This is a genomic window from Paenibacillus sp. FSL K6-1318, assembly GCF_037976905.1.
GTDB classification, from domain to species: domain Bacteria; phylum Bacillota; class Bacilli; order Paenibacillales; family Paenibacillaceae; genus Paenibacillus; species Paenibacillus amylolyticus_A.
On the sequence record NZ_CP150270.1, the window covers coordinates 2,220,443 to 2,243,830 of the forward strand.

The 23,388-nt window shown below is 46.9% G+C and carries 23 protein-coding genes; 18 read left to right on the forward strand and 5 right to left on the reverse strand.

Annotated elements, in window-relative coordinates:
* Positions 1 to 149: 149 nt before the first annotated feature.
* From NYE45_RS09985 to NYE45_RS09995, 3 genes are read left to right on the forward strand one after another with little or no spacing between them, the layout of a single operon-like run.
* Positions 150 to 1,550 (forward strand): ammonium transporter, encoded by a 1,401-nt coding sequence (locus tag NYE45_RS09985; protein WP_340016540.1) that lies wholly within the window; start codon positions 150 to 152, stop codon positions 1,548 to 1,550.
* A gap of 38 nt (positions 1,551 to 1,588) precedes the next feature.
* Positions 1,589 to 2,677, forward strand: coding sequence for a DUF294 nucleotidyltransferase-like domain-containing protein (locus NYE45_RS09990; RefSeq protein WP_340016541.1), 1,089 nt, complete (start codon positions 1,589 to 1,591; stop codon positions 2,675 to 2,677).
* Complete coding sequence (locus tag NYE45_RS09995) at positions 2,674 to 3,411, forward strand: exonuclease domain-containing protein (protein WP_062833651.1); 738 nt, start codon at positions 2,674 to 2,676, stop codon at positions 3,409 to 3,411. Before NYE45_RS09990 ends, NYE45_RS09995 begins: the two co-directional genes overlap by 4 nt.
* Here the strand turns inward: NYE45_RS09995 and NYE45_RS10000 are convergent.
* Entirely contained in the window at positions 3,397 to 3,888 is a 492-nt protein-coding gene (locus tag NYE45_RS10000; protein WP_340016542.1) for a M67 family metallopeptidase, read from the reverse strand. The two genes, NYE45_RS09995 and NYE45_RS10000, sit on opposite strands and share 15 nt — an antisense overlap.
* A 226-nt stretch (positions 3,889 to 4,114) precedes the next feature.
* Here NYE45_RS10000 and NYE45_RS10005 point away from each other — a divergent pair, with 226 nt between their 5' ends.
* Positions 4,115 to 4,666, forward strand: a complete 552-nt coding sequence (locus NYE45_RS10005; RefSeq protein WP_340016543.1) for a TlpA disulfide reductase family protein — start codon at positions 4,115 to 4,117, stop codon at positions 4,664 to 4,666.
* 78 nt (positions 4,667 to 4,744) lie between these two features.
* Here NYE45_RS10005 and cimA read toward each other — a convergent pair whose 3' ends face one another.
* Positions 4,745 to 6,364: a citramalate synthase gene (cimA, locus tag NYE45_RS10010; RefSeq protein WP_340016544.1), complete on the reverse strand. Its 1,620-nt coding sequence runs from the start codon at positions 6,362 to 6,364 to the stop codon at positions 4,745 to 4,747.
* Between the two features lie 533 nt (positions 6,365 to 6,897).
* On the opposite strand from cimA, the gene NYE45_RS10015 reads away from it, so the two are divergent.
* The 3 genes from NYE45_RS10015 (at position 6,898) to NYE45_RS10025 (ending at position 10,222) form a co-directional block, all read left to right on the forward strand.
* Positions 6,898 to 8,199 carry a DNA polymerase IV gene (locus NYE45_RS10015; RefSeq protein WP_260986575.1) on the forward strand — a complete coding sequence of 434 codons (1,302 nt, stop codon included), beginning with the start codon at positions 6,898 to 6,900 and terminating at the stop codon, positions 8,197 to 8,199.
* 117 nt (positions 8,200 to 8,316) lie between these two features.
* A complete protein-coding gene (locus NYE45_RS10020; protein ID WP_017689369.1) occupies positions 8,317 to 8,559 on the forward strand; it encodes a ferredoxin in 243 nt (80 codons plus the stop codon).
* 220 nt (positions 8,560 to 8,779) lie between these two features.
* On the forward strand, positions 8,780 to 10,222 hold the full coding sequence (locus NYE45_RS10025) for a L,D-transpeptidase (protein WP_340016545.1): 1,443 nt from the start codon (positions 8,780 to 8,782) through the stop codon (positions 10,220 to 10,222).
* 42 nt (positions 10,223 to 10,264) lie between these two features.
* Here NYE45_RS10025 and NYE45_RS10030 read toward each other — a convergent pair whose 3' ends face one another.
* A complete protein-coding gene (locus tag NYE45_RS10030) occupies positions 10,265 to 10,402 on the reverse strand; it encodes a hypothetical protein (RefSeq protein WP_017689367.1) in 138 nt (45 codons plus the stop codon).
* A 254-nt stretch (positions 10,403 to 10,656) separates the two neighbouring features.
* On the opposite strand from NYE45_RS10030, the gene NYE45_RS10035 reads away from it, so the two are divergent.
* From NYE45_RS10035 to NYE45_RS10045, 3 genes are all read left to right on the forward strand, one after another.
* Positions 10,657 to 11,754 carry a quinone-dependent dihydroorotate dehydrogenase gene (locus tag NYE45_RS10035; protein ID WP_340017347.1) on the forward strand — a complete coding sequence of 366 codons (1,098 nt, stop codon included), beginning with the start codon at positions 10,657 to 10,659 and terminating at the stop codon, positions 11,752 to 11,754.
* Positions 11,755 to 11,888: 134 nt separating this feature from the next.
* Positions 11,889 to 12,704: a GTP pyrophosphokinase family protein gene (locus tag NYE45_RS10040; RefSeq protein ID WP_062833658.1), complete on the forward strand. Its 816-nt coding sequence runs from the start codon at positions 11,889 to 11,891 to the stop codon at positions 12,702 to 12,704.
* Positions 12,691 to 13,173, forward strand: coding sequence for a DUF309 domain-containing protein (locus tag NYE45_RS10045; protein WP_340016546.1), 483 nt, complete (start codon positions 12,691 to 12,693; stop codon positions 13,171 to 13,173). Before NYE45_RS10040 ends, NYE45_RS10045 begins: the two co-directional genes overlap by 14 nt.
* A gap of 130 nt (positions 13,174 to 13,303) precedes the next feature.
* Here NYE45_RS10045 and NYE45_RS10050 read toward each other — a convergent pair whose 3' ends face one another.
* A complete protein-coding gene (locus tag NYE45_RS10050) occupies positions 13,304 to 13,852 on the reverse strand; it encodes a thioredoxin family protein (protein ID WP_047842389.1) in 549 nt (182 codons plus the stop codon).
* Between the two features lie 221 nt (positions 13,853 to 14,073).
* Between NYE45_RS10050 and NYE45_RS10055 the strand changes: the two genes are divergently transcribed.
* The 6 genes from NYE45_RS10055 to NYE45_RS10080 all read left to right on the forward strand — a co-directional run bounded on the left by NYE45_RS10055 (position 14,074) and on the right by NYE45_RS10080 (position 20,891).
* On the forward strand, positions 14,074 to 15,771 hold the full coding sequence (locus NYE45_RS10055; protein ID WP_340016547.1) for an RsmB/NOP family class I SAM-dependent RNA methyltransferase: 1,698 nt from the start codon (positions 14,074 to 14,076) through the stop codon (positions 15,769 to 15,771).
* Complete coding sequence (locus NYE45_RS10060; protein WP_340016548.1) at positions 15,768 to 16,514, forward strand: pseudouridine synthase; 747 nt, start codon at positions 15,768 to 15,770, stop codon at positions 16,512 to 16,514. The genes NYE45_RS10055 and NYE45_RS10060 overlap by 4 nt, the downstream gene beginning before the upstream one ends.
* A gap of 342 nt (positions 16,515 to 16,856) precedes the next feature.
* Positions 16,857 to 17,660: a Cof-type HAD-IIB family hydrolase gene (locus NYE45_RS10065; protein WP_062833662.1), complete on the forward strand. Its 804-nt coding sequence runs from the start codon at positions 16,857 to 16,859 to the stop codon at positions 17,658 to 17,660.
* A gap of 97 nt (positions 17,661 to 17,757) precedes the next feature.
* Positions 17,758 to 18,798 carry a hypothetical protein gene (locus NYE45_RS10070; protein ID WP_340016549.1) on the forward strand — a complete coding sequence of 347 codons (1,041 nt, stop codon included), beginning with the start codon at positions 17,758 to 17,760 and terminating at the stop codon, positions 18,796 to 18,798.
* 107 nt (positions 18,799 to 18,905) lie between these two features.
* Positions 18,906 to 19,454 (forward strand): GNAT family N-acetyltransferase, encoded by a 549-nt coding sequence (locus NYE45_RS10075; RefSeq protein WP_340016550.1) that lies wholly within the window; start codon positions 18,906 to 18,908, stop codon positions 19,452 to 19,454.
* Positions 19,455 to 19,760: 306 nt separating this feature from the next.
* The gene (locus tag NYE45_RS10080) at positions 19,761 to 20,891 is read left to right on the forward strand and encodes a glycosyltransferase family 4 protein (RefSeq protein WP_062833665.1); all 1,131 of its coding nucleotides are present in this window, start codon (positions 19,761 to 19,763) and stop codon (positions 20,889 to 20,891) included.
* A gap of 133 nt (positions 20,892 to 21,024) precedes the next feature.
* On the opposite strand, the gene NYE45_RS10085 is transcribed toward NYE45_RS10080, so the two are convergent.
* Positions 21,025 to 22,080, reverse strand: coding sequence for a hypothetical protein (locus tag NYE45_RS10085; RefSeq protein WP_340016551.1), 1,056 nt, complete (start codon positions 22,078 to 22,080; stop codon positions 21,025 to 21,027).
* A gap of 204 nt (positions 22,081 to 22,284) precedes the next feature.
* Here NYE45_RS10085 and NYE45_RS10090 point away from each other — a divergent pair, with 204 nt between their 5' ends.
* Both NYE45_RS10090 and NYE45_RS10095 read left to right on the forward strand, forming a co-directional pair.
* Positions 22,285 to 22,866 carry a xanthine phosphoribosyltransferase gene (locus tag NYE45_RS10090; RefSeq protein WP_062833667.1) on the forward strand — a complete coding sequence of 194 codons (582 nt, stop codon included), beginning with the start codon at positions 22,285 to 22,287 and terminating at the stop codon, positions 22,864 to 22,866.
* A 97-nt stretch (positions 22,867 to 22,963) separates the two neighbouring features.
* Complete coding sequence (locus NYE45_RS10095) at positions 22,964 to 23,293, forward strand: hypothetical protein (RefSeq protein WP_024629266.1); 330 nt, start codon at positions 22,964 to 22,966, stop codon at positions 23,291 to 23,293.
* The last annotated feature ends 95 nt before the right edge of the window (positions 23,294 to 23,388 follow it).

A 23,388-nucleotide genomic window follows, 5' to 3' on the forward strand; every position in this document is an offset into this window, starting at 1 on the left:
GTGCAAGAAAAAGACGTATGACTTTATTCCCAGAAATAATTTTCAGTTTTGATGAAAATACTCTTGTCAACTTTCCTCTCTTCTGCTTATAATGACATTAAGAGTTTCACGATATGTGAAGAAACTTAACATAAGAGGGAGTGGGGTATATGAGAAAGAAATGGTTAGTTTCCGTGTTAGTAATGCTTACTTTATTCGCTTTTCCGGTCAGTGCATTCGCAGCTGCGGAGGGGCCGACTAACATTGAACTTCAAAGTGGTTTGAACTCAGCCTTTACGTTTCTGGCTGTTGTACTCGTGTTCTTGATGCAAGGGGGATTTGCTTTACTTGAAGCGGGTTCAACACGAATGAAGAATGCAGGACACATTGCGGGTAAGACCATCCTGACATTGGGAATTTCAGTTATTGCCTTCTGGGCTTTGGGCTTCGGTCTCGGTTTCGGTAACGGTAACAGCTTCTTTGGAACAACAGGATTCTTCCTGAGCGGTGACAAGATGGCTGCTTCCTTCGAATCACTGGCTTTCTCCGATGTTCCACTGACTGTTAAATTCGTATTCCACCTCGCTTTTGCGGCGGTATCTCTGGCCATTGCCTGCGGTGGTATGGCTGAACGTGCAAAGATGAGCGTATATATTGTTTTCGGTACACTTTATACCATTATCATGTATCCGGTTGTTGCTCACTGGGTATGGGGCGGCGGCTGGTTGGCTGAGCTGGGTATGCAAGACTTTGCAGGATCGACGGTTGTTCACTTGACTGGTGCGACTGCAGCCTTGGTAGCGACCATCTTGTTGAAACCACGTATTGGTAAATACAACAAAGACGGCAAACCTAACATCATTCCAGGTCATAACCAAGTGTATTCCGTACTCGGGGTAATTATCCTCTGGATCGGTTGGTTCGGATTTAACCCAGGTAGTACGTTAACTGCCTTGGACGATGGATTCTTTGGTTATGTTGCATTGACTACTAACGTAGCTGCTGCAGCTGGTGGTGTTGCTGCACTGTTGATTTCTTGGGCAGTTCTTGGCAAGTCCGATATTCCTAGCATGTTGAACGGTGTGCTTGCGGCACTCGTTGCAATTACAGGTGCTTGTGCCTTCGTTGAACCTTGGGCAGCTCTGGTTATCGGTGCTTTGGCTGGTGTTATCACATTCTTCACAGCACAGTACTTCGATCGTAAAGGAATTGACGATCCAATCTACGCTTTCTCCGTACACGGTGTTGCTGGTATGTGGGGAGCAATCTCCACAGGTTTGTTCGCTACACCAGAACTTGCTGAGCATGCGGGTGTAGGTCAAGCGGGTCTGTTCTATGGCGGTGGATTCCACCAATTGGGCGTACAGCTTCTCGGTCTGGTAGGTGCTTTTGCCTTCGTACTAGTAATGTCCTTCATTATTCTGGGCGGAATGAAAGCGATCATGGGCATCCGTGTTACTGAAGAAGAAGAAACAATGGGTCTGGATATCAGTGAGCACGGTACTTACGGATACCCTGAACAAATGAAAAATGTAGATTCTAAATCCAATGGTGGTACGTTCAGCTCCTGAGGTGAATGATGCTGAATCATGCTTCAAGGAGGCTGGACATGATGGAACCTATCTCGTATACAAACTATTCCTGGTCTTATCAGGGAATCGATGGTGCGGTGTCTTCTCAAGAACTGCGCCAGGCACGTGTGATATTACAGAACGAGCTCCAGGAATTGTTGTCCGCTTCCTTGTCGCCGATCGAGTGGTACCAAACGGTAAATGAACTGCATGACCGGATTGCACGGAAAGCAGTAGAGTTATGCATTCAGGGGATGGTTGAGGAGGGCTTCGGCCAACCTCCCGTCCCCTATGCCTTTATCGTATTTGGCAGTTCCGGCAGGGAAGAAGCAACGTTATGGAGTGATCAGGATAATGGCATGATCATTAGCGATACTCCGCATGAAGATAAAGAGAAATATTTTGCTCAGCTCGGACAGCGGATGACGGATATGTTGGAAGAGCTTGGTTACGCCAAGTGCGAAGGCAAAGTCATGTGCTCAGAGCCGCTCTGGAGAAAAACGCTGGCGTCATGGAAGCAACAATTAGCAGATTGGAGCTCGGATCTAAATTGGGAGCCCGTTCGTAATCTGATCATTGCTTCAGACATGCGTTTTGTTGCAGGGGAGCAAAGCCTGGCAGAGGAATGGATCACAAGTTTTTATGAACAGTTTAGACTGGTTGCTGAACTTTCGGATGCAGTTCTTCGCAATACGGTTAAACATAAAGCGACATTAAATGTACTTGGTCGTGTGGTCACAGAGCGATTCGGTGAACATGCAGGTGGATTTGATGTTAAGTATGGCTTGTATATTCCGCTGGTGAACAGTGCCCGTTATTTGGCTCTGCAACATGGGATTAAGGAGTCGTCTACGTTAAAAAGAATGGAGAGACTGACATCCCTTGAGGCTGTTCCGTTTACATTACTGGATGCATGCCAGCGGGCCTTCATTGCTGCTCTGAAATTCCGTAGAAGTACACCAGTTGTCATCCAACGTGACTTGCAGCATAGCAGTGGGTTCCTGGATGAGAAACAGATGAAACAAAAACAGATTCATTATGAGCTCAGGGATACGCTCGGGTTGGTACGACGAGTGCATCGTGCTTTGCAAAGACAGTTGCGTTTTGCAGAAAGGAGACGTCCATGAGAGAGCCGGTAAGGGGCAATACAGGATTCTGGAATTCGCTGCGTCAGGGAGGGGTTCCTTCCGCCATCGCTTCCATCATGGGAGCCCCTACGGCGCAACACATGGCGTTTATCCGCTCGATGATGAGAGAACAGCGCCGACCTGAGGTGCTGCATACGCCTCTAAATGAGTTGGACGCGGTTGTATTTGATCTCGAAACGACGGGTTTCTCTCCCCAGCATGGGGATGAGATTATCTCATTTGGTGCAGTCCGTATACATGGTGGTGTAGTGCTGGAAGGAGAACAGTTCTATACGGTGGTGCAGTCCAAGACTGCGGTTCCGGAACATATTACTGAACTGACGGGTATTACACAACAGATGACGCTGGACGCACCAACTTTGCTGGAGGGGCTGCATGATTTCATGTCTTTTGTAGGTGGAAATGTTCTGATTGCACACGCAAGTGCGCATGACCGAGCCTTTCTGAATGCAGCTCTGTGGCGGACTTCCAAGGTAAGGTTGACGCATCGTTTAATCGATACGATGATGCTGGCCCGCTGGCTTGAACCAAGCAGGCCGGGGTACGGTCTGGATGAATTGCTGGAATCCAGAGGTATTCCAATCTATGGACGTCACCATGCGTTGGAAGATTCGAAAATGACTGCGCAGTTATGGTCCTGCTACCTGGAGGACATGACTCGTAAAAATGTGGAGACCTTGGGGGATCTGTATACCCAATTAAGTCACGCATAATGGAACGGGAAGCAGATTGTATGAAGGAACAATGTGGTGTGACTGATCTTGTTGTACCTTGGAGGATTCAATCTGATAACCGTTCAGATGCATATGAGATCGTAATCCGGCTGTAAGGTCAGGTGAGCCGATGAGGTACATCTGGAGTAAACCGGCGAAAGCCGGAAGCGCTTGGATGTCCTCTACGGATGGAACGGGCCTTGTATGCGGATGAGAATGGAAGATGCCAATGAGCTTAGGTTCGGAGAATACGCACCGAATCCATTCGGCATCGTCCAATGCAAAATGGTGCAGCGGGTCAGGTGCTACGTTACGAATGGGCTGAAACCGACTGATTCGTATGCCGCCCGCTGCGGTTTCACCCAGCAAAACCCCGCAGGCTTCTTGCGGCAGCGAAAGGAACATGTGCTTTGACATCTCTTTTTCTATGGAAGAAGGGATGTAGAAGATGTTTTGCTGCCCGTGAAGTGCTGCCATTTGTATTCACCCCTCTCTCTTTGGCTCCTGCTTAGGCAGGAGTCCTTTTTCATTTTATTTTGTGTGCTTCCGATTGTAAAATTTTAAAGGAAAAGGGTACAATATTAAAGAGAACAGTTGGGAATCATGTTTTAATGAACTGTCATAGAGCGTGATCAACATTTAGCATGCACAGAAATTATGGTTTCAGTTTCAATAGGCTAATTATATAAAAGGGTGGCGGGTTATGAAACGAAACATATACATACTCCTTGGTGTTGTCTTGCTGGTTGGTATTGCACTGGCCCAGAATGCGGGTGACGGCATTGCAGCGGTCTTTAAGCAGGAAGAACCGATGCCTACAGAGACGGGACCACGTGCGGGTCTTCTGGCACCTGCTTTTTCTCTGACAGCAATGGATGGAAAGACGTACAGTGTGGGCGGTGCCAAAGATAAGGCCACGTTCGTCAGTTTCTGGGCATCCTGGTGTGAGCCATGTAAGCAGGAAGCTCCGGAACTGAATAGAATGGCTGCGAAATACAAGGATAAGCTTGATCTGTATGGCGTTAATGTAACATCTTACGATAAACTCAAGGATGCCAAAGCTTTTGTGGATGAGTACCAACTGACGTTCCCTATTCCCTTGGACGAGAAGGGGACTGTATATGCTCAATATAATGGAGTGGCTTTCCCGACGAATGTTCTAATTGACTCCAGAGGGGTTATACAGGAGGTAATCTTGGGCATTTTGCCTGAAAAAGAGTTGGAACGCAAGATTAAAGAGCTTGTCGCAAATTAATTTTTAGTAAAAAAGGAAGCCTTTGCATCCATGAAAAATGGATACAGAGGCTTCCTTTTATTTTCCGGGAAATAAGCTTTAGTGGTTGCTTAACCCGTGAGCAGGAATAGGGAGTGTACCCGGCTCATCCTGCAATTTTTCTTGGAGTAATGCATAGCGGAAACTGTGCACGAGAGCTTCCCAACTTGCTTCAATCACGTTCTCGGATACACCAACAGTGTTCCATGTGTTCTCTGTATTTTTGGATTCAATCAATACACGAACTTTGGCAGCTGTGGCATCCTTCTCATCCAATACACGCACTTTGTAGTCCGACAGATGCATGTTGGCAAGTGAAGGGAAGTATTGCACCAGCGCTTTCCGAAGCGCATTATCGAGTGCATTCACCGGACCGTTTCCTTCAGCAGCGGTATAGACACTTGTTCCAGCCACATTAAGTTTGACAAAAGCTTCAGAAACAACGGATTTTCCTGCCGTTTTCTCCACAAGCATTTTGAATGATTCGAAAGTGAACAATTCTTTCATGTCACCGTTCGCTTCACGAATTAACAATTCGAGCGATGCATCTGCACCTTCGAACTGGTAACCCTGATGCTCCAGATCTTTGATTTTCTCAATAATCTGACGTGAATTGGCACTGCTTGGATCGAACTCAAGACCCAATTCCTGTGCTTTGGACACAATATTACTTTGTCCAGCAAGTTCCGAAACCAGCACACGCTGTTTGTTACCGACAAGTTCAGGCACAATGTGTTCATAAGTACGGGAATCCCGGAGGATGGCAGAGACGTGAATGCCACCTTTGTGAGCAAAAGCAGCATTACCAACATAAGGCTGATTAATCGGCATATTCACATTAGCAATTTCGCTGACGTAACGGGCCACGTTTGTAAGCTGTCTCATTGAATCTTCTGTAACACATTCATAGCCTAGCTTCAGTTGCAAGTTCGGAATGATGGACGCGAGATTGGCGTTACCACAACGCTCTCCATACCCGTTCATCGTTCCTTGAACCTGACGAGCTCCGGCTTGTACAGCGCTGAGTGTATTAGCGACAGCCAGCTCACAATCATTATGTGTATGAATGCCGAGATGTGCATGAGGCAGGCTTCTGTGTAGTGTAGATACGATCTCATGTACCTCGTTCGGCATGGTCCCACCGTTCGTATCACACATGACAAGCCAGTCCGCTCCAGCCTCGTGAGCCTTGGTCAAGACAGCTTGAGCATACTCCGGATTATGTTTGAATCCGTCAAAGAAGTGTTCTGCATCAAAGATCACTTCCATACCATTCTGTTTCAGATAGGCAATGGAATCATAGATCATGGACAAGTTTTCTTCCAATGTAGTCTGCAAAGCGGTATGCACATGGAAGTCCCATGATTTACCGACCAGGGTGGCAGCCTGTGCCCCCGATTCGATCATGCGCTTCAGGTTGGCGTCTTCACTAGCGATGCTGCCTTTACGGCGTGTACTACCAAAAGCAACGACCTTTGCGTTCAGGTTCAATTCCTTGACTCTTTTGAAAAACTCAATGTCCTTGGTGTTGCTGCCGGGAATTCCGCCTTCAATATAATGGACACCCAGGTCATCAAGCTTTTTGGCAATTTTGAGTTTGTCGTCTGCCGATAAGCTGACACCCTCCCCTTGTGTGCCGTCACGTAAAGTCGTATCGAAGATGGAAATGGCCTTTGACATGAAGATCCTCCTTTGAGATAAAGCGCTTTTTTAAAAGTTTGGATTGTAAGTTGGGAAAAGCAGTTAAGTACGTTAATGGACGAATCCTTCGATTCGGCAACGCTACACTGTGTTAAACTCGATGCGCTGATTTGTCCTAAAGTCGTCAATTTGTATAATTAATTATTATAGCACCATTATAGCCAAATGCTACATAGAAATCGCAGTTTCATGTAACAATTATCGGATTTTAGAGCAAAACGAAGGATGTTATTCATAATCCGGATGTATGTTATAATCTATTATTGAATTTTAATTGGAATATATGGAAGAAAAGGAGGGTTGATTTTGACTTTTTTATGGGAAAATACGATTATTGCCCTGATCACTTTAATTCTTTTTGTGAGTGTTGGTTGGCTGATTATTCGATCTTTAATCAATTCTCGCAGAAAATAAAAGCCCGTGACTGAATTTACATAACGGGTTTGATATACTATAGAAGAAAGCGAATTAGGTTTCATTAATTAGTGTGCATGAAAGGGCGGGGGTTCATGATGTCTTCAGAGGGCAATCCTCCAGCGAATGTGGATCAATATTACCCTACTGCCGGACGGGTGATTCTGCATGTGGATATGAATGCTTTCTACTGCTCTGTACATGAAGCGGAGGAACCGGATCTATATAGAGGAAAAGCAACAGCCGTTGCGGGCAGCAGTGAACTGCGCAAGGGTGTAATCGTCACCTGCTCATATACCGCCCGTAACCGAGGGATCTCAACAGGTATGGTTGTAAACCAAGCCATGAAGAAGTGCCCTGATCTCATTGTGATTCGTCCTGATTTTCATTTATATCGCAAATATTCAAGAAACTTCATGCAAATTGCGTATAGTTATACCCCTCTACTTGAGGCGACGTCCATTGATGAGTGTTATCTTGATATTACAGGTTCGAGGCAATTCGGAAATCCAATGGAGATTGCGGAGAGCATTCAGCGTAGAATCAAGGATGAGTTGGGGCTTCCTTGTTCCATTGGCATTGCACCCAACAAGTTATTGGCGAAAATGGCTTCAGATCTGAAAAAACCGAACGGTATCTCCATTTTACGAATGAGGGATGTCCCCCGGATTCTTTGGCACAGGCCATGTAACGAAATGTTTGGCATTGGCAAAAAGACGGCTGAAAAGCTAAAAAAACTGGGCATTGAAACGATTGGGCAATTGGCCAAATCAGATGAGAACATGTTGACCGAACTATTCGGAGTCAATGGAGCGTGGCTCAAAAATTCTGCGAATGGCATTAACCATTCCGCGGTTCATGCTGAACGGGAAGCCAATAAATCCATTGGGCATACGACTACTTTACCGGCGGATGTATCAGATGTGAATGATATTCATCGGGTTTTCCTCAATATAAGTGACCAGGTAGCCAGAAGATTGCGCAAGCACGAAATGTTTAGCCAGGGTATTCAGATTACGATTCGGACACCGGATATGAAGACGATCACCCGATCACGTTTGATGGAAGTACCAACGGAGGATGCATCGGTCATCTATCGTGAAGCCTGTCAATTATTTGCGAAGCATTGGGGCAGTGGTAAGCCTGTACGCATGCTGGGCGTGACACTCCAAAACCTGATTCCAAGAGAAGAATCTGCTGTGCAGATGGACTTGTTCGAATATGAGCAGAAGCCCAAGAAGGACAATCTGATTCGCATTATGGATCAGTTACGTGATAAATTTGGTGAGAATGCTGTTGTGACCGCAGGCATGCTTGGAGATGATCCTTCCGTGCTGCTTCGCAATCATAAAGTGCGGGGCACTTCCCTGCAAAAAGATAACTTGCAAAGTCTTGATTAAATAAGGGATAATAGAGACTTGTGGTTGGAAAATGATTTGTAATTATTCTTACTTTGTATTAATATGTTTCTAGATAAAAACACTGTACGTTTCGAATTTTAGGAGGAGAGAATGTAAATGAGTAAATATACTTGGGTTGAAAAAGACACATGCATCGCATGTGGCGCTTGTGGAGCAACGGCTCCAGACATCTACGATTACGATGATGAAGGTTTGGCAGAAGTTATCTTTGACGGAGATGCTAACCATGGTGTCAAAGCTATTCCAGACGATTTGTTTGACGATATGCAGGATGCATGTGATGGCTGCCCTACAGATTCCATCAAAGTAGCGGACGAGCCTTTCAATAAAGAAGGCTAAGTATTTCTCCTATGAACACAGAGCACTTTCTTTTGTCTTAACGACAAGGGAGGGTGCTTTTTTTTATGACTCCATTACACTGTGAACATATGATCGATGATCAAGGACGAACATTGTCGAAAACTCATTTTTTCACCGGGTACTGAAGTCCTATGGATTTAACGCCTGATTATGCCGATATATAATGATATACGCAAAAGGCGAAATAGTGGAGGATCGGATGCAAAATACTCATCTAAGAACATATGTCAAGAAACATCCCGACAACAAAATGGCTTGGTACTTGCTTGGAAAGGAGTACTTGGGCGAAGGGCAGGAGGCGAAAGCCAACTATTGTTTCCAGCAAGCAGGAGAAGTTTACGAGGCATTTGAACGTAGTAAAGCACCTGCTGACATCTGGGTGGACTATCAGGAGAAATTGGTGGAGATGTCTGAGCAAAAAGAGAAAAAACAACGTAGACGCAAAATGTGGCTTACGTTGTTAATGCTGCTTGTGCTGGCAGGTCTGCCACCTGCGGATGCTCCGGGCTTCAGTCGTGAAGCAGCTGACGCACTGTCAGCAGCACTGGAATCCACAGATGACATCGCAGCGCCTGTAGAAGCGGATAAACAGACTGGGACTGCATCCATTGCGCCAAGTAATGTGTTCACCGCTGCGGCATTTGGTGGAGGCAACCATGGAGAAGCTGCGCTCGCAGCTGCCTGGTCCGGATCAGGCCCAAAAGTAGCGACTTCGGCTGTATTGGGTATGCAAACCTCAGATGACTGGTCTTTATGGAAGCGAAATATGCCTGTGAAATACATAGTACAAACCAATACGAGCGGGAAATTAACGGCACAGAGTTATGATGCCAAGCAATGTAACTGTGAACCTCCTGAAGTCACGCCGAAAATCAAAAAGATGGCCTTGGCGTGGACCGCCAAGCAGGAAGCCGCTGCATCATTATCAAGTGCAATCGTTGCCTATCGCAAAAAAAATAACGCTTGGCCCAAGAGCGTAACGCAAATGGCCCAGCCATTTCCGAATAATATTCTGGGGGAAACTGCGCCAGGAATGACCGAGATGTTTCCGAAGCTGTTAGCTTTGCATCAAGGAAAGGCACAGGAAGGAAAAAGCGATTCGAGTGGTCAAGAGAATGGTTCAACGACTTCGAATTCATCTCAAGGCAACAATACCGCTTTTGCAGATACGCTGGGAGGTCAGCCTTTTTTGCAGGAACCGCTTGAGATTGTCATTGATAAGGATAAACACAAACTTGCATTAATCAGTGGGGATACCATTGTTCGTATGTATGATGTGGGACTTGGCGGTGATCGAACACCGGAGGGTTCATTTGTTATTACAGATAAAGTGGTCAATCCAAATGGACGCTCGAACGGGGAGTTCGGAAGCAGAGGTATGCAACTCTCGAATACGAATTATGCCATCCATGGAACCAACGAGCCAGACAGCATCGGACTGGATGAGTCCCTTGGATGTGTGAGAATGCGTACAGGAGATGTAGAAGAGTTATTCGCTCTCGCTCCGCAAGGCACTCCGGTACGCATTGGAGAAGATGTGCTGCCAGATCTAACGCTTGTTCCAGAAGCGAAGCAGCGTTATCAGCATACGCTTGTTCCTAAGCAGAATAATCCGAACAAAACGTATCACTGGCTGAATTAATCTGCTGGATATGTAGAATCAGATGGAATCAGCCTGAATCATCTACATGTTGGCAATAATGATAAGAGCACCAATGATGATGATCAAGCCGCCTACACTGGCTGCTGTCCATGCAATGGCTTTGCGATTCACTTCTTCTTTCTTTTGCTGTAATGCAGGTGGTTTACGTTTGGGAGCCATGAGTTATTCCTCCTTATTGGAATAGAACTGGTGTAGAGTAACCATGCTCTCATTGTAAAGAATTCAACTCGTCATTTCCAGTAGGCGGGTGGATTTCTTGTGAGCATTTTGCATCATTCGATTTGTGCTGTCTATGCGCAAACTACTTTCCTTTTTAATAAGAAACAGATAGACTTGTGTGTAGAGTGTTTTTTTACATATGAAAAGACGGAAAACGGCTTTTTGGCGTACCGGACCAGAACGGAGTGAGTGATTTGTTATACAGAAGTCTTGCTAAACCTTTGTTGTTCAAAATGGACCCTGAACAGGCCCATCATCTGATTATTGGCGGCCTTAGTGGCGTGGGCAGTATCCGTCCGGTTCCTTCCGGGCTGCGTGTGATGTACGGCGTTCGTGAAACGTCTGATCTGGCTGTTGACATGTTTGGTTGTCATTTCCCTACACCTGTCGGTCTGGCTGCGGGTCTGGACAAAAACGGACAGGCCGTAACGGGCTTTTCTTCCATTGGCTTTGGATTCATGGAAGTGGGAACGGTGACGCCACTTGCACAACCAGGAAACGATCAGCCACGGTTGTTCCGTTTACCTCCAGATGAGGCTTTGGTGAACCGGATGGGCTTCAACAATCTGGGTGCGGAAGCCATGGCTGGTGAGTTGGCGCGTCTTCAGGATCGTCGCATTCCAGTGGCTGTTAACATCGGCAAGAATAAGGCAACTTCTAATGAAGAAGCTCACCTGGACTATTCGAAGTGCATTCAGGCGCTATACGATTATGCTGACCTGTTTGTGGTTAATATCAGTTCACCAAATACACCGGATTTGCGTAATCTGCAACATGGGAATGAATTGAAGGAACTGCTCGCTGCGGTCATGAACGAGATGAACGTGCAGCATGCACGAGCGGGTGGAGCGATCAAATCCGTGCTGGTGAAGATCGCACCAGATGTGAATGATCAGGAACTTGAATATATGGTTCGCACGATTGCAGACAGTGGTGTTGCAGGCATTATTGCAACGAACACAACCATCAGTCGCGCAGGACTTTCCCACCAACATGCGAAGGAAACGGGCGGTCTGAGCGGTAGACCTTTACGTGACCGTTCAACGGAGATTATTCGCCAGATCTATCGCCAGACCGAAGGCAAACTTCCGATCATCGGTTCAGGGGGCATTTTCACAAGTGAGGATGCATACGAGAAAATTAAAGCCGGAGCAAGTCTGGTCGAAATATATACAGCATTGATCTATGAAGGTCCTGAGGTGAATCGGCGCATTCATGCCGGACTGCGTGAGTTGCTGCGCAAAGACGGTTATGGTCATATCTCCGAAGCGGTTGGTGCGGAGCATCGTTAAGAAAGAATGTGAATCCCCAGAATGAAAATATAGAAGCATGGAAGAGCGTAAAATGGTTCGGGACTCTTCCCCCCACCAAACATCATGTATAATGGAATAGAACAGGGGACGCTATAGAGACAGGAGGCATAAGCATGGACGGTAGAGACTGGGGTACATTTTTACTTCCTTATGAACAAGCGGTAGAGGAATTGAAAGTCAAGTTTAAGACAATGCGGGCGGAGCTGAAGAAACGGGAAGAGTATGCCCCGATTGAATTCGTTACCGGTCGTGTCAAAAAAATATCCAGTATTCTGGAGAAATCCAGACGACTGAATGTGTCGCTTGATGACGTGGAAACAGGCATTGAGGATATTGCAGGTATCCGCATTATGTGCCAGTTCGTAGATGATATCCGTCGGGTTGCCGAGTATATTCGAGGCCGTAAGGATCTCACGGTATTAATTGAGAAAGATTATATTACGAATTTCAAGGAGAGCGGCTATCGCAGCTTCCATATGATTATTGAATATCCCGTTCAGACGGCTCTGGGACAAAAGATCGTATTGGCCGAGATTCAGATCCGGACGCTTGCCATGAACTTCTGGGCTACCATTGAACATTCTCTGAGTTACAAGTTTCGGGAAAGCTTGCCGGATGACATGCGTGCGAGGTTGAAAAAAACGGCTGAGGCCGCTTTTGTACTGGATAATGAGATGTCTGCGATTCGACTGCAGATTCTGGAGGCCCAGAAGGCCTTTGAGGATGATTCCAATATTGTATCAAGAACATTGAATATCATTCATCAACTGTACTTCTACCACCTTGTCAGTGAAGCGATTGAGGCACAGAAGCGTTTTAACGATTACTGGGAACGACATGACATGGAAGGGCTCAAAGACTTGCTGGATGATGTGAAAGAACTTCTGAACAACGCCAGAAAGGGCGAAAATCCGGATGAGCAACTATGAGCCACTTTACATTGACTACTTAATCTACTTCAATCGGGATCAGGATTATTTCGAGTGCCATGAGGTGCTGGAAGAATTGTGGCTTGAGCGGGATCGGGATTCTCTCTATAAGGGATTGTTGCAGATTGCTGTTGGTTTGTACCACTTCAGGAATGGCAATCTCCGCGGAGGCATCATGATGTTACAGAGTTCGGTTGATCTTCTGGAACCTTATCCTGATACGACTCTGGGAATTGAGCTTGGGATTTTGGTACAGGAAGTAAAGGAAATCGTGAAGCAACTGTCTGAGCCCGACGCTCAGTCTGTGACTTATAGGGATTTGTCCATACGTATTGTTGATGAGGCACTGGAACAGGAGATACTTACAAGATCGCTTGAGCTGAAGCCTAATATTCCTCAGCGCCGGAGTCCTACCAGAGGACGAATATATGAAGAGAAGATGAAGGCGATGGATCAGGGGGAAAGTTGAACCGTAATCAGCGTTAGCATTCAAATGAGCATTCCATGGATCTGAAGTTCCATGTATATGAAACACCCCGACGATTCCTGTAAAGGAAAAGGTCGGGGTGTTTTTGAATGTTGCGTCATATTTCTATCCGTTAGCTTGCCGAAGGAGCGGCACTGCCTTTATATTTTTGGAAGAATTGTTTGTAATCATCCAGTGTATAGCCTTGGTCACTGCCATTCTCTTGCAGTCCGCCAACCATACGATCCTTCTCGACACCAGCCTCATAATACACGAGTGTAGGCGTGAATTCGATGTTGTAATCAGTCCATCCCGCTTCGAATTCGCGCAGGTTGAACTGCGGAAGTTCGATACCTTCACTGTCAACTAGTGGCATCAACTGAGGTGTTGTGGCACGGCAGTGTGAGCAGTCGGAAGCGAAGAAATACACAAAGAAGCTATCTTTGTTATCAATTTTGGCTTTGAGATCAGTGGGTACAATAATTTGTTGATAGTTCGGATCACTAAGTAGCTCCCGAGTAGCTGGATTGAGCTTGGAAGCAGCGATGCCATAAGCATTTTCCACCGAATCCATCTGCTTCTTGGATTGCTGGTCTACGACAACCAATGCTGCAATCATAATGATTAAAATACCCAGGAAAATCAGGATGGCAGCACTTTTCTTTTTCTTCTTGGACTTCATTGGACATCCCCCATCGATCATATCGAAATATAGTTTTGGCAAAAATAGAGGTTGGGATAATATGCATAAACACCCGAATTTTTGCTCAGGAATCAATCTACTTGCCATTATACTACATTACACGCTGTAGTGGAATAGATACGATATGATAGGAAAGCAAAGCTTGGTTATGATAAAATAAAACGATAATGCAATCTTACCAAGACAGGATGAGTGGGAATATGGGTGTAAAGCTACCTTCAATATTTGCCGAGCGAATGAAAAGTTTGCTTGGCGATGAGTTTGAACAATTTATGAAATCTTATGAGCAGTCTCCACATGCGGGGTTGAGAGTGAATACGCTGAAGATATCGATGGAACAATTCGATGAGATTGCTCCATTTGATCTAAGATCTATTCCGTGGTGTGAGACAGGGTTCTATGTACCTCATGGTGTTAAGCCGGGTTTGCACCCTTATTATCATGCAGGCCTTTATTATATACAGGAACCAAGTGCTATGGCTCCAGTTGAATTATTGCAAGTGGCACCTGGGGATCGCGTGCTTGATCTCTGCGCTGCTCCGGGCGGGAAAACGACACAGATTGCAGCAAAGCTGCAGGGCAAGGGCGTGCTTGTCACGAATGATATCCATGCCGAACGCACGAAAGCGCTGGCTAAGAACGTGGAATTGTACGGGGTGCGGAACGCCGTTGTGTTGAATGAGTCGCCCGAGCGGATTGCGAATGCATTTCCTCATTATTTTGACAAAGTATTAATTGATGCGCCTTGCTCAGGTGAAGGCATGTTCCGCAAAGATGAGGACATGGTGAAATCGTGGGAACATCATTCGGTGGAAAAATGTGTGCTCATGCAGCGGGATATCTTGGAGACTGCGGCACGATTGCTGGCTCCGGGCGGCACAATCGTGTACTCGACATGTACCTTTGCACCGGAGGAAAATGAAGCAATGATTGCGGAGTTCTTGAATGTAAACCATGATTTCTTTGTCAGGGACATTCCTGAACAGAAAGGATTCGCTCCAGGACGTCCGGAATGGGTACGTCAGATGATGCCAGAGAAGGCAGAAGAGACGGAAGCTGTACTGGATCAAACGCGTGGCACCGCAAGATTGTGGCCTCACCTTTTGGAAGGAGAAGGGCATTTTGTCGCTGTACTACAGCATCGTGCAGGGCAAGGATTGGAAACAGATCAATCTGGAGTAGTTAAAGAAGGAGCAATGGAGTATGGACAGGTCGTGGATGTGTCCAGGATTGAAGTAGAGGGGAACAAGGATCACTCTATTGCTGCTTCTTCAATTGCTATGACCAAGGCTGATCGTAAAAAGGAACGTTTGTTGCGAATCGAATCCAGAGAGTCCCATGACCGACAGGCCGGTGGCGGCAAGAATTCGGGCAGACAGGGCAAAAAAGGTAAAGATTACGGTGGACGTAAATCGGAACGGGGTCAGGGACGCGGAGTTGATCCGGCAAGTATTGATCCGGTTGCGGTTTATACTCAGTTTATGAAAGAACAACTGGAGGTTGAGTTAGCCGGAGAAACGGTATGTTACGGAGACCGGGTATATCAATCATCGGTTGGTGCAGCTCGGTTGGAGGGACTAAAAGTCATTCGTCCAGGCTGGTTTATGGGTACGATCAAGAATGGACGATTTGTTCCGTCCCACCCGCTTGCGTGTGCTTTGAATGCATCTGAGGCACGGCGAAGCGTGAATCTGTCATCCGCTGATGGCGAAGCCGTGAGGTACCTCAAGGGTGAAACGTTGAATATTGAAGAAGAACGAGTGGTGCTCAAGGCGGACACAGTTGCCAAAGGGTACGTTCTTGTATGTGTAGATGGTTATGCTGCTGGCTGGGGAAAATGGCTGGATGGTGTGCTGAAGAATGAATATCCGGCAGGCTGGAGGTGGACATCGGTATGAGTGGAAAAGGCAAACAAACGCTGCGTCTGGACAAAATATTGAGTCATATGGGTGTGGGAACACGAAGTGAACTCAAAAAAATGGTGAAGCAAGGCAGAATCCATGTGGATGGCAAGGCAGTGAAGGACAGCGGCGTACAGGTGAATCCGGAGGTCAACGTCATCGAGGCTGATGGAGAGCGAATTGTGTACCGGGAGATGATCTACCTGATGCTGCATAAACCTCCAGGTGTCGTGTCTGCTACCGAGGATAACAGAGATAAGACGGTGCTGGATCTGTTGCGCAAAGAGGATCGGGTCTTTAATCCGTTTCCTGTGGGACGACTGGATAAGGATACAGAGGGACTACTCATTCTCACGAATGATGGTCCACTTGCCCATGATCTGTTATCTCCACGCAAGCATGTGCCCAAAACCTATGAAGCCCGTGTACTGGGTAACGTGGATGAGGAGGATGTACAACGTTTCAAAGCTGGGGTACAGCTGGATGACGGGTACGAAACACTGCCTGCCGAGCTGACTATACTTGGTCGGGAAGAGACAGAAGAAGGGACGATCTCGTCGATCTCACTTATTATTCACGAAGGAAAGTTTCATCAGGTCAAACGTATGTTTCAGGCTGTGGGCAAGCGAGTGATCTATCTGAAACGCGTAGCCATGGGTGAGCTTGGGCTGGCTTCGGATCTTGAGATCGGAAGCTATCGTGAATTAACCGCAGATGAGTTGAGCCTTCTGCGGAAGTAAAAGCTCCCGACCTTCGCGAAGCGGAGCAGGGAGTCGTGGAGGGAAGCGAAGCCCCGATACTAACGCCGAAGGCGAAAAGCTCCCGATCTTCACGAAGTGAAGCAGGGAGCCGGGCAGAGAGCGAAGCCCTGCCCGTAATGGTCCCGGTTAGCTTGGGCGGGAGCGCCGCTAACCAGCGGTGTGCCCGGCAACAAGCGTTCCTACGACAACCGTGACATAGCAAGACCCGACCTAACACCGTTGAGCAAGACGGGAGTCCAGAGGGCAGAGCCCTCTGGGGCCCTCCCTCGGAAGGGAGGGTTTGGGTGGGTGCGACTACTAACAGATGAGGATGAAGTCAAAATGACCTATAAATTAATAGCGCTTGATGTAGATGGAACACTGCTGAATGATCATCATGAACTTACCGAATGGACTCAGGAGACCTTGATCCGTGCTTCCCGTCAGGGAGCAGAGATCGTTCTATGTTCAGGCAGAGGTCCTGCGAACACGATTCCTTTTATGGAGCAGATGGGACTGGATGGATATGTGATTACACATAATGGTGCCGTAACGGCACAGGTGGATACACGTGAGGTGGTTCATCATTTTGCATTAGATGGACAAGGCCTGGAGCCGATCATCGATTACTGCCGGACTAATGGCGTGCATTTTGATATCAATACGGCTTTTGGTCTGTACGTGGATCAACCGGAAGGTTTGGGGTTGCAGGTGCGTGAGATGTACTACAACTTTTTGGCGGAGCCGCTGAAGCTACCCAAGTGGGTTGACATGACAGAGCCACTGGCCAAATTCACTGCATTTGGTCCGATTGAACAGATGGATGCAGTACTGCAGGAGTGGTCTACCTGGAATTTGCCTTATTATATGACACGGAGTGGTGACTTTTTTATTGATCTGATGCATCCCGAAGCGTCCAAAGGCGCTGCGCTCAAACGGCTTGCCGAATCCAAAGGAATCTTGCCTTCGGAGATCATGGCGATTGGCAACTATTTCAATGATATTACGATGTTGACCTTTGCTGGTAAAGGCATCGCCATGGATAACTCACCGGACGAGGTGAAAGCTGCTGCGGACGAGGTGACACTGTCCAATAACGAGCAGGGTGTGGCACACGCAATCCAAAAATATGTGTTATCCGTCTAACTTTACATCTTATATTTGAAATGCACACTTCCCTCATAATCTACCGTCCTCAGGGGTATCCTAAGAGAATAACGTTAGGAATGGAGGAGGACAGGTAATGAAACATGATGTGGAATTGGTTACTGACCTGCGTACATCAGGTGGAGAAGTACAGGATGTGATGGTCAATGGTCAATATGCAGGCTCACTGTTCCTTGTATATAGAGAAGGAGATCGCTTATCTGGTAGTCTTCAGATCGAGCAGGAGTCTCTGCCAGATGATACAGAACAACGTATCGTGGAGAAAGTGCATGCCTATGTCCGTTCTCTTGCAGATGCGTTGGAGGCTGCATATTATGAAGTGTTGGTCAGTTGTGGCTCACTACACTCGGTTCTGCACAAGCCTGAGTCAGAGAGCGCATGGTCGTCCGAAGACATGGTTCATGACGAGGAACGTTATGACGATATAGACAGCAGTGAAATTAAGGTAATCCCTGGTTCACAAGCCGAATCGTTTACATATGAAGATCGGGATCATGTTCTGGAGATGGAAATGGTAAGTGCCGGACGCAGCATATCAACGTATATATTCAATGATGCCGATGGGCAGGAACTTGCGGAAGCTTCCTTAAAACAATATGGCGCCGATGCGCAAGGTGAAATACACTGGTATGACGAGCCTGAAGAGAATCAATTGGAAGCCGCGGCAGAGTTGCTGGTCAGAGAGCTGGATGAGGATATCATCGATACGATTACGATCCGCATGTGGCATCAGGGCAACGAACTCGAGGCGTTAGAGTGGATACATCGCGATTTCTCCGAGGAGTTTGAGGATACGAATGAATCGCATCTGGATGAGTTGGAGGCTGCCGAAGAAGCAAGTTATGTCATGCTGAAACGTAAGGATCGGGAGTTCCGGGTATATGAGCTGTTTCTTCAGGAGCGTGGTGGATTGCCTGTGGGAACAGCAACCATAGACACTTCTCAATCCGATCTGACGGGATACATCGATTATGAGGTTCCTGGAACGAGCATACAGCGAAAGAGCCTGGTCGAAGTGCTAATGCAGGAGTTGGACAAGGAAATGGAGTTTGATACGCTGCACCTTACGATGTTATATCGAAATCAGATTATTGATGAAGCCAGAATAGATGGGTAAAAGGCAGTCGCCTTTTACCTTTTTTTTGTTTTCATTTTGACGAAAAATTCATTTCCCGGTATAGTACCATTAGTTTAATAGAGATCAGGAAGTGGAGGAGGACAATCATGCACTCATTCAGGATTAGTAGCGAATATATTAACGATGGTTTTCAAGCCGTTCAGGCGAAGCCTGAGGATACGGAGGATGTGATCTCACTGCTGGTGGAGACAGCCGAATGGCTACAGAGTCAAGGCTCTTCTCAGTGGAACGGCTTGCTTAAAGGAGAAGATTCACATGATACGGCAGGGGCAATTCGACGTGGGGACGTGTTTGTTTTCAAAAAAGGTGCGGACATAGCGGGCATGGTCATTCTCATGGTTCAGCCCAGCCCGTGGGATGTTCATCTCTGGGGTTCAAAAGCTCACGCTGAGGATGGCGCAATCTATCTGCATCGGCTGGCGATTCGAAGAAAATATGCTCAGGGCGGTCTGGGACGATCGATATTGCAATGGTCCAGTAGCGGCATACAGTTCGAAGGCAAACATACGGTCCGCTTGGACTGCGGAGCGAGCAACGCGACGTTGAACGCCTTTTATGCGCGGAACGGGTATACTTTTTTGGGGGAGACCGATGGTTTTAGCACATATGAGAAGCCAGTGGAGTTGCTGAACTAAATGCTGGGTATGGCTATCCGATGATTACGTTGCAGTCAACCGTGAGATTGATGGAGGGATTGCGGCTTTTGCTTCTGAGGGGCACAGTTCGTGAATATGTTGTATATACGACTTGGATGTTCCGGCTTCCCTATGTCATAATGGACAATAGAGCAGTACGTAGACAAAATAAAGGGATGAACATTCAACATGGGATAGGGTAATTGAGAGAGATTCTCATTTTAGATCTTTACTGAACATATGTTCTGATATATCATGGATGTAGATGCATTGAGAGAACTTAAGCTAGAAAGGGGGAAACTAACGGTGAAATTGCTGCAGGCGCTTTTCTTTCCTCCGGAGCAGCCCGGAGGTGTATCCTCTATGATTCCGTATATGCAGGAGAGGTTTACAACCCCGAGGTGGGAAATGGATCTGTTCTCGTTGCCGAAGCGAATTCGCAACAAGGGCAGAGAGGAAGTTCAATTTCAAACGTTTGATTGGACCGAATATCAGGATAGTCCTGTTGTCCAGAAATATATTCAAACCTATCGTGATTATCTATGGTGGACCAAACTGCGCATTCAGAAGCCCTATGATCTGATCCATGCCCACCACCCGATTGCAGGACTCGCGATGAAAACGGTTTTCCCGGATACCCCCCTCATTCAGACGATTCACTCCAGTTATGAACGAGAATTAATTCTTAATGGACGCATTGAACCGGATGGACCAGAGCATCGATTCCTGCTCGCGATATATGGGGAGTTGGAGCACCAGGCAGAGCGCCTCTTGACGGTGTCGGATTCGTTCCGTCGTTATTTGGCCCCCTACGTGAAGGAACCGGATGTCATCGGTGTGATTCCCAATGGATTCGATGAGAAGCGGTTTAAGCCGATTCCCCATGATAATGCCATACCACAGCTGGTCACGGTATGTCGGCTTGTTCCGGCGAAAGGACTGGATATTCTTTTCAAAGCCTGTGCGGAACTGAAGGGTCGAGGTCATGATTATGTGTTACACATTATTGGAGACGGACCGATTCGTCCTGATCTGGAAGAATTGGCGCAGCGGTTAGGGATCTACAATGAGACGATCTTTTATGGTTATACACTGCACCCTGAGGAATTCATGCCATTCTTTGATATTTTTGTACTTCCTTCACGGGCAGAAGCATTTGGTTCCGTCTTCGCTGAAGCGGCGCTGAGTTGTCTTGCCCTTGTGGGTACGGATGTAGGCGGTATACCGGAACAGATCGAGAACGGTAGCAATGGGTTGCTAGTACCGGCAGAAGATCCTTCTGCACTGGCTGAAGCTCTTGAAAAAGTGATGTTGGACCCGGCTTACCGTTATGAACTTGCCCGTTCGGCGTGTGAAAAAGCCAAAACACATTACTCGCTTGGCAGATCGGTGAATGAGCTGAAAAAGATGTATCTCCAGTTCCCTAGCCAAGCCTAAAACCGAGAGTAACAAGTGCAAGCCGCTGTGCTATACAGCGGCTTTTTTGTCATTTCTAAGGAAAGACTACGCGCGATAACTTGTGGTCATGAATCAAATGATGCTCATATTCATGAAATACATAACCGTAAAGTTATGTATTGTTGCGTCCACGAAAGGCACCCCAGCGGTTCAGCACCAATTTGGCAGCCCAGATTAGCGCCATACTTCCGAAGATGGGGTACAGGATGGATAGCAGAGAACTGAATCCAAACTGGCTGAGTGAGTAACACAACAGCATAATGGTTAATGTAATGAAACGGGGATGCACACGTATATGTTGTCTGAGTTGCAAGGTCATTCCATAGATATCGGCTACAAAAGTACTGAATATTTCCATGAAAATAAGGGATACATATACGGATTGCACTGCCCATCCAAGTTGAAAAGCAATGCTGCCCATCGGGATCTCGAATTGGATGATGCCGGGCATCTGTGCTGACATGGCAAAGTGAGCTGCCATCAGCATGAAGCCTACGCCAATGCCTCCCAGCACGCCGCCCCACTTCAATACACTCCGACTGCGGATTTGGTTACCTACAGGCACAAGGACGGCTTGAGCCAACACCAGATTGAACGAAGTGTACAGCAGTGGAGACAGCCACACCTGAATGGGGTTTGAGTCTGTCGTCAGTGTGATGAATCGCGAAGCACCTGGATGATGAATGGTGCTGGTAATCATGAGCAGGGATAACAGGAGCATCATGGGAACGACGATGCTATTCATTTGAAGGATGGCCTGGATGCCCCGACCAAGAAGCAGATAAGTCCCTACCAGTGTGACAATCAGACCCGTCTGATAATGTAAACCCAGATGTTCAACAAAAACGGAACCTGCTCCGGCAAGCATGACACTGTTCACGCCAATGAGAATGAGAAGGGTCACCCAGGTAATCCATTTGCCTGCCTTGTGGCCGAATAAATGTTTGTTCAGATCCTCATAAGAGCGGGAGCCGGTATCGTGAGCAATCAGCATCATTTTGGTACCTAACCAGACAAAGAGCATGGTGGATAAGCCTATGGTGATGGTGGCCCATTTGCCATACTGGGTAAAAAACTGCAAGATTTCCTGCCCTGTGGCGAAGCCGGCTCCGACAACCGTTCCGATGTATGTAAATGCGATCTGCAGCACCCGAAATGCCTGTTTCATGTGTTTCCCCTCTCAGGCCCCTGTATAGTTTGGACATGCGGGTACCATGGTACAAGGTATGCTTGACCCACGAAAGACATGACAATCGATAGCAAGCTCTGGCTTGAAATGCAGCTTAAGGACAGCCCTCGGGCAATTTCGCTTGAACTTATAGATAGATATATGATACTTTTACCTCATAGGATAGGCTTGGGAGGTCAAATCATGGAAGTATTGAAACAACGAATTTTACAAGAAGGTGTTGTCATCTCGGATCAGGTATTGAAGCTGGATGGTCTGTTGAACCACCAGATTGATCCTGCATTAACGATGGAGATGGGACGGGAGTTTGCTGCCCGGTTTCGTGAAAGTGGAGTAACTCGGGTAATTACGGTAGAATCCTCAGGGATTCCGGTTGCTTTTGCCGCAGCTCATGAACTTGGGGTGCCGCTTGTATTCGCCCGTCGCAAAAAAACGCTTCTGGCTGATCCTGATGCCTACTGTGAACGTGTGCCGTCCTTTACCAAAGGAATCGTAACAGACATTATGGTATCCCGCGAGTTCATTCATGAGAATGACCGTATTCTGTTCATTGATGATATCATTGCCAATGGGGATGCTGCTCGTGGAGTCATCAAAATTATTGAGCGTTCCGGTGCTGAACTCGTCGGATTTGGCGTTGTGGTCGAGAAAAGTTTTCAGGCAGGGGCACGCACGATTCGTGAACAGGGTATTCCGGTGGAAGCCTTGGTACGTATTCGTTCTCTGAACGATGGAACGGTACAATTTGACGATAACGAAATGTGACATTTTAAAGGAATAGGGCCTATTTTTTGAACTATGCCTTTGCATGACCGCGGATTTCATTTATAATGGGGTTATGTTAGGGAGAGGAGGCAACACCATGGGGAACCAACCGGCAACAGAACAATTTTTTATTGATAAGCTGGCGGAATCGAAAGTTCATTTTGAACGTGCCCTGGATTGTAAACATACGGAATTCGATGACCTTTATCCCTATATGATTGAACATCCTCAATTTTTCTGGTACAAACGCTATGTTGCCTGGTCAGAATTACTGACGATTGTAGGCTTGTGCGAAGAGTTGTCCTTCTCTTGGAAAGAACAATTTACACCGCATCAAGTGGAGTACCTTGAAGAACGTGTGATGTCCGCCAAAGTGCTTGATTTTTGGTTCGAGAAGAACGACAGCAAAGAGCACGCGCAGCGGTAACTTTCAGTCGGGACATAATTTCGAATGACATGACAGTCCAATACAGTCACGTGAGACCTAAATGACATTTCATTTAGGTCTCTTTTTGTAAATAA